The sequence below is a fragment of the Sphingomonas bacterium genome (genome assembly GCF_903643035.1).
In the GTDB taxonomy this organism is placed as follows: Bacteria; Pseudomonadota; Alphaproteobacteria; order Sphingomonadales; family Sphingomonadaceae; genus Sphingomonas.
Map to the genome: position 1 here is coordinate 1 of NZ_CAHJWW010000069.1, position 11,919 is coordinate 11,919.

General features: G+C 70.2%; 11 protein-coding genes. 5 read left to right on the forward strand and 6 right to left on the reverse strand.

Annotated features, from left to right (window positions below; genetic code table 11):
• On the reverse strand, positions 1-1,648 hold a 1,648-nt coding region (locus tag HUV01_RS06325), incomplete at its 3' end, for a S8 family peptidase (protein WP_174297458.1).
• A gap of 186 nt (positions 1,649-1,834) precedes the next feature.
• Between HUV01_RS06325 and HUV01_RS06330 the strand changes: the two genes are divergently transcribed.
• From HUV01_RS06330 to HUV01_RS06350, 5 genes are all read left to right on the forward strand, one after another.
• Complete coding sequence (locus HUV01_RS06330; protein ID WP_174297459.1) at positions 1,835-2,497, forward strand: pyrimidine 5'-nucleotidase; 663 nt, start codon at positions 1,835-1,837, stop codon at positions 2,495-2,497.
• Positions 2,494-3,312 carry a 2,3,4,5-tetrahydropyridine-2,6-dicarboxylate N-succinyltransferase gene (gene dapD / locus HUV01_RS06335; RefSeq protein ID WP_174297460.1) on the forward strand — a complete coding sequence of 273 codons (819 nt, stop codon included), beginning with the start codon at positions 2,494-2,496 and terminating at the stop codon, positions 3,310-3,312. Before HUV01_RS06330 ends, dapD begins: the two co-directional genes overlap by 4 nt.
• Positions 3,312-4,067, forward strand: coding sequence for a glutaminyl-peptide cyclotransferase (locus HUV01_RS06340; RefSeq protein ID WP_174297461.1), 756 nt, complete (start codon positions 3,312-3,314; stop codon positions 4,065-4,067). The genes dapD and HUV01_RS06340 overlap by 1 nt, the downstream gene beginning before the upstream one ends.
• Before the next feature lie 85 nt (positions 4,068-4,152).
• Positions 4,153-5,124 carry a class II fructose-bisphosphatase gene (gene glpX, locus HUV01_RS06345; protein WP_174297462.1) on the forward strand — a complete coding sequence of 324 codons (972 nt, stop codon included), beginning with the start codon at positions 4,153-4,155 and terminating at the stop codon, positions 5,122-5,124.
• A 118-nt stretch (positions 5,125-5,242) separates the two neighbouring features.
• Positions 5,243-7,117, forward strand: a complete 1,875-nt coding sequence (locus tag HUV01_RS06350; RefSeq protein ID WP_174297463.1) for a CocE/NonD family hydrolase — start codon at positions 5,243-5,245, stop codon at positions 7,115-7,117.
• Between the two features lie 3 nt (positions 7,118-7,120).
• Here HUV01_RS06350 and HUV01_RS06355 read toward each other — a convergent pair whose 3' ends face one another.
• From HUV01_RS06355 to HUV01_RS06375, 5 genes are read right to left on the reverse strand one after another with little or no spacing between them, the layout of a single operon-like run.
• Positions 7,121-7,882: an ABC transporter permease gene (locus HUV01_RS06355; protein ID WP_174297466.1), complete on the reverse strand. Its 762-nt coding sequence runs from the start codon at positions 7,880-7,882 to the stop codon at positions 7,121-7,123.
• Positions 7,882-8,793: a GIY-YIG nuclease family protein gene (locus tag HUV01_RS06360; RefSeq protein WP_174297464.1), complete on the reverse strand. Its 912-nt coding sequence runs from the start codon at positions 8,791-8,793 to the stop codon at positions 7,882-7,884. The genes HUV01_RS06355 and HUV01_RS06360 overlap by 1 nt, the downstream gene beginning before the upstream one ends.
• Positions 8,790-9,719 (reverse strand): ABC transporter ATP-binding protein, encoded by a 930-nt coding sequence (locus tag HUV01_RS06365; RefSeq protein WP_174297465.1) that lies wholly within the window; start codon positions 9,717-9,719, stop codon positions 8,790-8,792. The genes HUV01_RS06360 and HUV01_RS06365 overlap by 4 nt, the downstream gene beginning before the upstream one ends.
• Positions 9,716-10,450: a DsbA family protein gene (locus HUV01_RS06370; RefSeq protein ID WP_254606421.1), complete on the reverse strand. Its 735-nt coding sequence runs from the start codon at positions 10,448-10,450 to the stop codon at positions 9,716-9,718. Before HUV01_RS06370 ends, HUV01_RS06365 begins: the two co-directional genes overlap by 4 nt.
• Entirely contained in the window at positions 10,447-11,784 is a 1,338-nt protein-coding gene (locus tag HUV01_RS06375) for a M48 family metalloprotease (RefSeq protein WP_368039998.1), read from the reverse strand. Before HUV01_RS06375 ends, HUV01_RS06370 begins: the two co-directional genes overlap by 4 nt.
• Positions 11,785-11,919 lie beyond the last annotated feature (135 nt).

The following is an 11,919-nucleotide window of genomic DNA, read 5'->3' on the forward strand; positions in this document are numbered from 1 at the left end:
GGGCGCGGCCGTCGAAGCCCGCCCCGCCGCGCGGATCGGCGGCGACTAGGAACGCAGGGGTCGCCTCGCCGACCAGGGCGCCCACGAGCGCCGCGCCGCCATAGCCCATGCCGAACGCGAACTGCGCGTGCGCGCCCATCCGCTGCGTGACCAGCGCCGCGGTCGCGCGTCCGCTCTCCGCGTCGGTGCGGCTGAAGGCCGTGCGGTCGACCGCCACGCTGCCGTCGAACCGTGGCGACAGCGTCACCGCCAGCGTCGTGCCGCTGCCCAGCGCGGTCTGGACGTTGCGGGTCCGGCTCGACAACGCGCCGGTCAGCATGGGCAGCGGGGCGGCGTTGCGCAGCGTCCGCCCGAGGTCGACCGCGAACGCGCGGCTGTAGCCGTCGAGGATCACCGCGCCCAGCGTACCCTGCGCATCCCCCATCGGCCCCGACAGCACGCCGTTGGCGCGCATCGACACCGCCACCTTTCCTCCTCCCGCGAGCGCGGTGGCGCCGATGGGCGAGAACGCGGCCGTCAGATCGAGGATGCCGTTGCCATAGATGGCATCCACCCCCGCGTCGCCCGCGTCGCGCGCGGAGGAGAACAGGATCGACACGATCTGCGCGCCCGTCAGGTTGGGAAAGGCCTGCGCCAGCAGCGCGACCGCCGCCGACACCTGCGGCGCCGAGAACGAGGTGCCGGTCCACAGATAGCTGGTGCCCGTGTTGTCGGGCGCCGGCACCCGCGTGCCGACCGCGGTGATGTAATGCGACGCGCCGTCACCCGCCCGGTCGGAGAAGGTTGAGATCGCGCCCGGCGTGCCCGCCTGGTTCGCGGTGTTCTGATAGCCGGTCGGGGCGTTTACCGATCCGGCGATCACGACCAGGCCGCGCGCGGCGGCGGCGTTGTTCGCCACCTCCGCGAACGGGTCGGGGTTCGCGGTGCCGTCGTTGCCCGCGGCGATGACGATGACGATGCCCGCCGCCGTCGCGCGGCTGATCGCGGCGACCAGCGACGCTGCGGGCGCGGAGCCGCCGAGCGACATGTTGATGACGCGGGCGCCAGCCACGCGCGCCGCGTCGACGCCTGCGGCGATGCTGCTGTCGCTGAAGGAACAGCCGCTCGTGTCCGCGCCCGCGGTCGTGCCGGTGCAGGTGCCCGGCGTGTCGGCGCGTTCGATCACCAGCGTCGCGTCGAAGGCGACGCCCTGCGTACCGGTGCCGTTGCGGCGGCCGGCGAGCGTGAAGGCGACCGCGGTGCCGTGGCCGCCCTGGTCCTGCGCGGTGGTGCCGCCGGCGACGTTCTGCGAGGCGGGGGAGATGCGCGCGTCGAACTCGGCGCTCGTCAGGTCTATGCCGCTGTCGACGATGCCGACCGTGATGCCCGCGCCGGTCGCGCCGCTGTGATAGGCGGCGAGCGCGTTCATGTCGACGGCGCCCAAGGTCTGGCGATACTCGACGGTGTCATAGGCGGTGGTGGTCGGTGTCGGCGTGGGGGTCGCGACGGGCGTGGGCGCGGGGGTGGGAGCAGGCGTGGGCGTCGTCGGGGTGACGGTCGGCGTGGGCGTGCTCTGCACGCCGCCGCCGCCATCGCCACAGGCCGCCAGAGCCGCCGTTCCGGCCAGCGCGACGCCGCAGAGGATCCGACGCCTGATGATCGCCCGCATGTCGCCCGTCCCCCTGTCCGGACCGCCGTCCGGCTTGTTGTCCGGCCCCCTTGTCGGGGTCCCTTGTCGAGTCCCTTTGTCGGGTCCCCCTGTTGGGCGTTGCCGATCCATCCTGCCTATGCGGTTCTCCCCGCGCTGGGAAGCGCGGCTTGCCCGCCTCGTCCGGTCTGCCTAACAGGTGTGGCGATGCTGCCGCGCCTCGCCTCGATCGACACATGGATCTTCGATCTCGACAACACCCTCTACCCTGCGAGCGCGGACCTGTTCGCGCAGGTCGACCGGCGGATGACCGACTATGTCGCACAGGTGCTGGGGCTGGACCGGGAGGCCGCGTTCCGGGCGCAGAAGGCGTGGTTCCTGGGGCACGGCACCACCCTGTCGGGGCTGATGGCGGAGCACGACGTCGATCCGCACGCCTTTCTGGCCTATGTCCACGACATCGACATGGACGTGCTGGTGCATGACGCGGCGCTCGTGACGCGGATCGCGCGGTTGCCGGGGCGCAAGCTGGTCTTCACCAACGGCGATGCGCCCTATGCGCTCAAGGTCCTGGAACGGCTGGGCCTGGGCGAGGCGTTCGAGGCGGTGCACGACATCCACGCGATGGGCCTGATGCCGAAACCGCATGCGTCCGCCTATCGCGGATTGTGCGAGGCGTTCGGCCTCGACCCCGGCCGGTCGCTGTTTGCCGATGACATGTCGCGCAACCTCGCGCCCGCCAAGGCGATCGGGATGACGACATTGTGGGTCGACAACGGATCGGAACAGGCGGGCGACGCTCCGCCCGGCATCGACTTCACCACCGCCGACCTCGCCGACTGGCTCGGCGCCATCCTGGAGGACCAATGACCGACCTTGAAGCGACGATCGACGCCGCGTGGGAGGATCGCGCCGATCTCGGGCTCCATACCGGGGGCGAGGTGCGCGACGCGGTGACGCGGGCGCTGGCGATGCTCGACGCCGGCGAGGCGCGGGTGGCCGAGCCCGACGGCGGCGAAGCGGAAAGGGGCTGGCGCGTCAACCAGTGGCTCAAGAAGGCGGTGCTGCTCTCGTTCCGCCTCCACGACAATCGGATGGTCGACGGGGTCGGCGCCCCCGCCTTCGACAAGGTGCCGCTGAAGTTCGACGGCTGGGACGAGCCGCGCTTCCGCGCCGCCGGCTTCCGCGCGGTGCCCGGCTGCGTCGTGCGGCACGGCGCCTTCATCGGCCGCAACGCGATCCTGATGCCGAGCTTCGTCAATATCGGCGCGCATGTGGGCGAGGGGACGATGGTCGACACCTGGGCCACCGTCGGCAGCTGCGCGCAGATCGGCAGGAACGTCCACCTGTCGGGCGGCGCCGGCATCGGCGGCGTGCTGGAGCCGTTGCAGGCCGATCCCGTCGTCATCGGCGACGGCGCGTTCATCGGTGCGCGGTCCGAGGTGGCGGAGGGCGTGCGCGTCGGCGAGGGCGCGGTGTTGTCGATGGGCGTGTATCTGGGCGCGTCGACGAAGATCGTCGACCGGGCGAGCGGCGAGACGTTCCGCGGCGAGGTGCCGCCCTATAGCGTGGTGGTGCCCGGCACGCTGCCCGGCGAGCCCGGCCTCTACTGCGCGGTGATCGTCAAGCGCGTGGATGCGCAGACCCGGTCCAAGACCAGCATCAACGACCTGCTGCGCGACTGATGCGCGCGCTCCCGATCCTCGCGCTGGCGCTGCTTGCCGGGGCCGCCGCGCCGCCGCCCGCGCCGGTCGCGCCCGCGCAGGTGGTCGCGACCTTCCCGCACGATCCGCGCGCCTTTACCGAGGGGCTGCTCTACCACGACGGCAGCCTGTACGAGAGCACGGGCGAGCCCGGCCGCTCGTCAATCCGCCAGGTCGAGCTCGCCACCGGTCGCGTGCTGCGCTCGGTCGCCATCGCAGCCCCGACCTTCGGCGAGGGGATCGTGATCTGGGGGCGGCAAATCGTCAGCCTGACGTGGCAGGGCGGGATCGGCTGGCGCTGGCGGCTCGCCGACTTCATGAAGCAGGGCGAGTTCCACTATCCGGGCGAAGGCTGGGCGCTGACGCACGACGGCCGCTCGATCGTCATGTCGGACGGGACGGCGCAGCTCCGCTTCCTCGATCCCGCGACCCTGCGCGAGCGGCGGCGGCTGACCGTGACGGCGGACGGGCGGCCGGTCGACCAGCTCAACGAGCTGGAATATGTCGACGGCGAGATCCTGGCGAACATCTGGCGCACGAACCGCATCGCCCGGATCGATCCCGCCAGCGGCCGCGTGGTCGGCTGGATCGACGTGTCGGCGCTGACCGCGCAGGTGCGCGCGACCGACCAGGACGACGTGCCCAACGGCATTGCCTGGGACGCCCGCGGCCGGCGGCTGTTCGTGACGGGCAAGGACTGGCCGGTGCTGTTCCAGATCAGGCCGCCCAAGGGCTGACTGCCCCAACGGGCTTTGGCCGGCATATGGACAACCCGCCGGCCGCTGCCTAACCGACGACTGCATCATCCAAGGGGGACTTCCTATGACCACCACCGCCAGCCAGGTACTCGACCGCGTCCTCGTGCTGGAGATGGTGCGCGTCACCGAGGCGGCGGCCGTCGCGGCTTCCACGCTGACCGGGCGCGGGGACGAGAAGGCGGCGGACGCGGCGGCGGTGGAGGCGATGCGCGCCGCGCTCAACGAGCTGGCGATGGACGGCACCGTGGTGATTGGCGAGGGCGAGCGCGACGAGGCGCCGATGCTGTTCATCGGCGAGAAGGTGGGCTCCGCGCAAGGGTCGGGACCCAGGATCGACATCGCGCTCGACCCGCTGGAGGGCACCACCATCTGCGCCAAGGCGGGGCCGAACAGCCTGGCGGTGCTGGCGATCGCCGAGCAGGGCGGGCTGCTGAACGCGCCCGACGTCTATATGGACAAGATCGCGGTCGGCCCCGGCTATCCCGACGGCGTCATCGACCTCGACCGGACGCCGACCCAGAACATCGAGGCGGTCGCCGCCGCCAAGGGACGTCCGGCCGGCGACATCGTCGTGTGCGTCCTCGATCGTCCCCGGCACGAGGCGCTGATCGCGGAGCTGCGGGGGCTGGGCTGCGGCGTCATGCTGATCGGCGACGGCGACGTGGCGGGGGTTATCGCCACCACCAATCCCGACACGACGATCGACGTCTACATGGGATCGGGTGGCGCCCCCGAAGGCGTGCTGGCGGCGGCGGCACTGCGTTGCGTCGGCGGGCAGTTCAAGGGCCGGCTGCTGTTCCGCAACGACGACGAGCGCGGGCGCGCGGCGAAATGGGGCGTGACCGACCTCGACAAGCAATACGACCTGACCGAACTGGCGCGGGGCGACTGCATCTTCGCGGCGACCGGCGTCACCGACGGATCGCTGCTGAAGGGCGTCAAGCGCAAGGACGGGCGCATGACGACCGAGAGCGTCGTCATGCGGGCCTCCTCCGGCACGGTGCGCTGGGTCAAGGGCGAGCATCGCATCGCCTGATCGGCGCCTCGACGGGCGGAGGGTCGATCGAGGCGGGCGGCGGTGCGGTGTGGAAGAGCGGTCGTTCCGACCGTCCGGCCCGGCGCAGACGGGGAGCGAAATACGGGGGAGGCAGGACATGCGGATCGCGACGTTGATCGGACTGGGCGTGCTGGCGGTGACGAGTACGGGCGCGGGCGCGTCGGTCCCGCAGACCACGCCCCCGCCCCCCGTCATCCGCTCGCCCTTCACCTTCGAGGAGGTGATGATCCCGATGCGCGACGGCGCGCGGTTGCAGACCGTGATCCTGCGGCCGCGCGACCGTCCGGAGAAACTGCCCATCCTGCTCCAGCGGACGCCCTACGGGGTCCCCGCCGCCGCGCCGGACGGCGTGACGCGGTTCGCGCCGCTGATGCGCGACGGCTATGTCTTCGTGTTCCAGTCGATGCGCGGGCGGTTCAAGTCGGACGGCGCGTTCACCCTCTCCACCGCGGTCCATCCGTCCGATCCCAAAGCGGTCGACGAAGCGACCGATGCGTACGACACGATCGACTGGCTGGTCCGCCATGTGCCCGCCAACAACGGCCGCGTCGGCATATGGGGCGTGTCCTACCCCGGCTTCGCCGCCGGCGTGGCGCTGGTCCACCCGCATCCCGCACTCAAGGCGGCGAGCCCGCAGGCGGCGTGGATCGATTACTGGCAGTCGGACGACCTGCACCGCAACGGCGCGCTCAGGCTCTCCTATACCGCCGACTGGGTTTCCGAGCTTCAGGTCGACAAGACCCAGCTCAAGCCGTTCGAATATCCGACCCGCGACACCTACGAATATCTCCTGTCGCTCGGCTCGGCGGGAAACCTCGACTCGCAGGTCTTCAAGGGCTCGGTGCCGATGCTCACCAGCCTGATCGAGCATCCCAACCACGATAGCTTCTACACCAGCCAGAACTGGCAGAAGGCGCTCGGTCGCACGAGCGTTCCGACGCTCAACGTCGCGGGTTTCTGGGATCAGGAGGATCCCTGGGGATCTTGGCAGATCTACGCGCAGCAGAAGAAGGACGATCCGCAGCACCTGTCGCAGATGGTGTCGGGACCGTGGAACCACGGCGGCTGGCAGGGCAAGGGCGACATGCTCGGCCCGATCCCGCTGCGGCAGGAGAGCGGGACGCAGTTCCAGGAACAGATCCAGGCGCCGTTCTTCCGCTACTGGCTGCACGGGAAAGGCGAGCGGCCCGACTTTGCGGCGCGGATGTTCCAGTCGGGATCGAACCGGTGGCACGACTATGCCAGCTGGCCGCCCGCCGGCGCGCGGCCGACCAGCCTGTACCTCCATGCCGACGCCAGCCTGTCGTTCACCGCGCCGGCCACGGACGAGGGCTGCCGGCACTACGTCTCCGATCCCGCCAATCCGGTCCCGTTCCGGGCACGGCCGATCTCCCCCACCTATCCCGCGCCCGAATGGCGCTGGTGGGAGGCGGCGGACCAGCGGTTCGTGGATCACCGCCCCGACGTGCTGAGCTGGACCAGCGCGCCGCTGACCGCCGACCTGACGGTGACGGGCACCGTGGCGGCGACGATCTTCGCCTCGACCAGCGGCACCGATTCGGACGTGGTCGTGAAGCTGATCGACGTGCTGCCCGACGACACCCAGGGCTATGATCCCGCGACGGCGAAGCTCGGCGACTATACGCGCCAGCTCAACGGCTATCAGCTGCCGGTGGCGATGGACGTGCGGCGCGGGCGTTTCCTGGCGAGCGACACCGATCCCCGGCCGCTGGTGCCCGGCAAGGTCGTGGCTTGGGACGTGCCGCTGCGCGACCACGACCATGTGTTCCTGAAAGGGCACCGGATCATGGTGCAGGTCCAGTCGAACTGGTTTCCGATGATCGACCGCAACCCGCAGAGCTTCGTGCCCAACATCGCCAAGGCGAAGCCTGCGGACTATATCGTCGCAAACCAGTCGGTGTGCTTCGCGCCGGGACGGGAGTCGCGGATCGTGCTGCCGGTGATGCGGTGAGGATCAGCTCTTCAGCCGCCATCCCGTCCGGAAGATCACGGCGACCACGACCAGGCACGCGACCAGGAAACCGGCGGTGACGGCGAGGCTCACGCCCACGCCGACATCGCCCTGGCCATAGAAGCTCCACCGCAGCCCGCTGACGAGATACAGCACCGGGTTGAACAGGCTGACCGTGCGCCAGACGGGCGGCAGCATGTCGATCGAATAGAAGCTGCCTCCCAGGAAGGTCAGCGGCGTGATGAGCAGCGAGGGGACGATCGTCAGCTGCTCGAACCCTTTCGCCCACAGGCCAATGATGAAGCCGAACAGCGAGAAGGCGGCGCTGGTCAGCAGCAGGAAGGCGACCGCGGCCAGCGGATGGTCGATCCGCACCGGCACGAACAGCGTGGCGGTGGCAAGGATGATGACGCCCAGGACGATCGACTTGGTCGCCGCCGCGCCGACATAGCCGATCGCCATCTCGAACCCGGTGATCGGCGCCGACAGCAGTTCGTAGATCGTGCCGGTGAACCGCGGGAAATAGATGCCGATCGACGCATTGGAGATGCTCTGCGTCAGCAGCGACAGCATCACGAGCCCCGGGACGATGAAACTGCCGTAGCCGACGCCGCCGACCTGGCTCATCCGGCTGCCGATCGCGCCGCCGAACACGACGAAGTAGAGCGCGGTGGTAATGACCGGTGTCGCCAGCGACTGCCACAGCGTGCGCAGCGAGCGCGCCATCTCGAACCGGTAGATCGCCCAGACGCCGTGCGTGTTCATCATGCGGCCATGTTCCTTGGAAACTGGCCTGCCTCCCAGTCGCGATAGGTCGCGTCGTCCTGCTCCGAGCGCCACTCGATCTGGCCGTTCGACGGCCGGCCGTTCACCATCGCCGCCGCAGCGCTGGGGCTGCGAAAGGCGTAGCTCTCGGCGAACACGTTGTGCTCGCCCCGCACTACCAGCACGCCCGCGCGGACCAGCTCGGCGAATAGGCCTGAATAGGTGTGCGACGCCAGACCCGCCCAGCTCAACCTGGCTTGCGAGCCCGCCTCGACGACGAACTCGCCATCGGTCAGCAAGGCGGTGGCGCGCAGGCCCTGTTTCCGATTGGCCAGGACGAACCTTGGCGCATGACCGGCCACGGTGGCGGCAGGGGCGAGCGTCGGTGACGAGACCGTGGCGCGCGCGCGCCGGATGAACAGGTCGACCCGGACCGCCGGCAGGACGACCAACAGGTTCTCCAGGAACGCTTCCATCTTCGCGATGTCGGCTTCGCTGAGCGACGGGACGGCGGGCACGACGCCGTTGTCGAGCGGCACGCGGCCGGTGGCGCGCGCCTCGGCGATCAGGCGCGCTTCCAGATAGCGGACGTGCGCCTTGTTCAGCTTGTTCGCGGCGGCGGTGACCAGCACCATGGTCGTCCACCACTCCTTGCGGATGTCGTGCGCGCGGATGCGTTCAGCGATATCCTCGCCCTCGCCGATATAGGCGCGGGGCTCGCCCGCGTCATCGCCGATCAACAGGTAGACGCCGGCATAGGTCGACTCGATTCGCTTTAACGCCGCGCCGACTTGCGTGCGGGGGGCCATCAGGACGTGCCCCGTCCAGTTGAACAGCTCCGCCGTCACCATCCCGTCCGGCTTGCCGTCGACATAGTACAGCTCTAGCGAGCGCCCCGGTGCGCCGCTCACGCCGGCTTTCCCACTAGGTCGACGAAGATGTCCTCCAGGCTCGACTTCGACGTTTCCAGATCCTTGAACGCAATCCCCAGTTCACGCAGCCTACCGAGCAATGATGGCACTCCGGTGCCCTCATCCGCGGCGTCGAAGCGGTAGCGCAGCACACGGCCCTCGTCCTCCAGTGTCGGCGTCCACTCAGCGAGCGCGTCGGGCACCGCCGCCAGCGGCTCGACGAGCCTCAGGTCGAGCGCGCGCTTGCCGAGCTTGGCCATCAGCGCCGCCTTGTCCTCGACCAGCAGCAACCGCCCGCGGTCGATCACGCCGACGCGGTCGGCCATCTCCTCGGCCTCCTCGATGTAGTGCGTCGTCAGAATGATCGTCGTGCCGCGCTCGCGGAGCCGGTGCACCAGGCCCCACATGTCGCGGCGCAGCGCCACGTCGACGCCGGCGGTGGGCTCGTCGAGGAACAGCAGCTCGGGCTCGTGGCTCAGCGCCTTGGCGATCAGCACCCGCCGTTTCATGCCGCCCGAAAGCTCCATCAGCCTGGCATGGCGCTTGTCCCACAGCGACAGGTCGCGGAGCACCTGCTCGATATAGGCCGAATGGCCGGATCGACCGAACAGTCGGCGACTGAAGGTGACGGTGGCGAGCACCGTCTCGAACACGTCGATGTTCAGCTCCTGCGGCACCAGCCCGACGAGCCGTCGCGCAAGGCGGAAGTCGCGGAACGCGTCGTGCCCGGCGATGGTAACCCGGCCGGCGGATGCGGTGACGATGCCGCAGACGATGTTGATGAGCGTCGTCTTGCCCGCACCGTTGGGGCCGAGCAGCGCGAAGATCTCGCCGCGCGGGATCGTCAGATCGACAGGCCGCAGCGCGACGGTGCCCGACTTGTACGTCTTGGCGACCCCCTCGATCGACAGGACGGGACCGGTCATGCCGCCGCCCCACGCGCCGCCCGTGCCGCCGCGACGGCCGCGCGCAGCTGGTCCAGCGTCTGCGCGCCGACGAGTACCCGGTCGCCGACCACCCATGCCGGCGTACCCGCCATGCCGAGGTGGCGCGCGACATCCAGATTGGCGCGGATCGCGGCGTCCTCGCCCGGCCGCTCCGCCGCCGCACGGCTGGTGTCGACGCCGGCGAGGCGCGACGCGGCGGCGATCGTCGCATCGGTGACGGGTCCGGCCGCGTAGAGCCCGTCGTGGAACCGCCGGAACCGTCCCTGTCCCGCGGCCAGCAGGCTCGCCCGCGCGGCGACGAGGCTGGACTGCGCCAGGACCGGCAGCTCGCGATAGACGACGCGCACGCTCGGTTCCGCCCTGACGAGCTGCGCGATCGTCGGAAGGCTCGCGCGGCAGAAACCGCAGTTGTAGTCGTAATATTCGACGACCGACACGTCGCCTTTCGGGTTGCCGGCAAAGGCGTCGCCCACCGGCGTCTCGATCGCGGGGCGGCTGGCGGCGATCAGCCGGCCGGTCTCGCGATCCTGCAACCGCTGGTTGGCTTCCTGGATCACCTCTGGATGATCGAGCAGATAGGCGTGGACGATGCCCTCCGTACGGCCCCGGGTGTCGGTTTCGCGCCAGGCGAGCCCGTTCCGGCCCATCATCGCGCCCGCGCCCAGCAGCACGCCGACGATCCCGGCGAGTGCCGGCATCCAGCGGCTCACCGGTGTTTACGCCCATTGTCGAGGTCGTTCTGCGACGTCATCGCGATGTCGGACGCGCGGATCCAGTCGGCGCTGTTGGGCGCGATGCCCGCCATCGCCTTCTTCGCGGTGTAGGCGGCGAGCCTCGGGTTGCCGGTGAGGCTGGCCTGTTCGGCGGTCGCGAGCGCGGCGCGCGCGTCGTCGCCCTGCAGCGTATAGACCTGCCCCAGCTGATACCAGCCGAACGGGTTGTCGTCGTCGCGCGCGACCGCGACGCGCAGCACGCGCTCCGCCTCGGGATAGTTCGCCTTGTCTTCCGTCGCGATCAGCGCGTGGCCCAGCGTCGTGGCGATCAGCGGCGTGTCGCTCGAACCCGCGACCGCGCGGCGCAGCGGCGCCAGCGCCTCGCGCGGCTTGCCCGCCTCCAGCAGGATCTGGCCGCGGATCTCCTGGAAATAGGGATCGTCGGGCCTCGCCTTCACCAGCGCCGTGGCCTCGGCGTCCGCCTGCTCGGGATAGCCGGACTTGTGATAGGCATAGGCGCGCGCATAGTGCGCGTAGATCGACTGGTCGGCGACGGGATATTTCGTCAGCGTGTCCTTCGCCGGCGCGACATAGCCCTGGAGCTTGGCGCGAACGCGCAGGAAGCGGTCGTTCAGCGCGGTATCGGGCGTCGTGTGGAAGGCGGGCGACGCCTGGATGTCCGCCGTCAGGTCCGCGATGCGCTCGCCCGTCAGCGGATGGTTCTGCATGAACGGATCGAGCTTGCCGGTGGCGGACCAATAGGTTTCCTCCGCCTGCAGCTTCTTGAAGAAGTCGAGCATCCCCTGGCCGGTGATGCCCGCCTTGCGCAGGAACTTGGCGCCGGTTGCGTCCGCCGTCGCCTCTGTGGTGCGCGAGAAGGCGAGATACTTGCCCATCGCCGCCTGCTGGCCCGCGGCCATGATGCCGGCCGCCGCCTCGCCGCCGCCCGCCGCCGCCGCCGCGATGCCCAGCACCATCGACAGGATCTGGATGCCCATCGCCTGTTTCCCGCCCGCGTCGCCCAGGACGACGTGTCCGTCGGCGACATGGCCCAGCTCGTGCGCGATCACGCCCTGCACCTGGTTGGCGTTGTCCGCCGCCGCGAGCAGCCCGGAATTGACATAGATGGTCTGCCCGCCGGCGGTGAAGGCGTTGATGTCCCCGTCGTTGATGAGGACGACCTTCACCTCCCTGGGATCCATGCCGGCGGCTGTCACCAGCGGCGCCGCCATGTCCGCGAACATCGCCTCGGTCTCCGCGTCGCGCAGGATCGATTGGGCAGCGGCTGGCCTGGCGACGAGCGCCGCCAGCGCCAGGCAGGCGACCCGCAACCCCCGGCCGCGCCGCGTCACGGACGCGGAAGGAGCGGGGAGCCGAATCTCTCGATGCCGACGCCTGTCGACCGCGGGACGTTCCGGCCGGGACGGAGCGGGACCGGCGACGGACGCCGGCGCGACCGGCGAAGC

Excerpts from the sequence above, each read along its gene's own strand:
- HUV01_RS06365 (WP_174297465.1), bottom strand. The coding sequence starts at position 9,719 with ATGACCGGTCCCGTCCTGTCGATCGAGGGGGTCGCCAAGACGTACAAG.
- HUV01_RS06350 (WP_174297463.1), top strand. The coding sequence starts at position 5,243 with ATGCGGATCGCGACGTTGATCGGACTGGGCGTGCTGGCGGTGACGAGT.
- HUV01_RS06340 (WP_174297461.1), top strand. The coding sequence starts at position 3,312 with ATGCGCGCGCTCCCGATCCTCGCGCTGGCGCTGCTTGCCGGGGCCGCC.
- glpX (WP_174297462.1), top strand. The coding sequence starts at position 4,153 with ATGACCACCACCGCCAGCCAGGTACTCGACCGCGTCCTCGTGCTGGAG.
- HUV01_RS06355 (WP_174297466.1), bottom strand. The coding sequence starts at position 7,882 with ATGAACACGCACGGCGTCTGGGCGATCTACCGGTTCGAGATGGCGCGC.
- dapD (WP_174297460.1), top strand. The coding sequence starts at position 2,494 with ATGACCGACCTTGAAGCGACGATCGACGCCGCGTGGGAGGATCGCGCC.
- HUV01_RS06330 (WP_174297459.1), top strand. The coding sequence starts at position 1,835 with ATGCTGCCGCGCCTCGCCTCGATCGACACATGGATCTTCGATCTCGAC.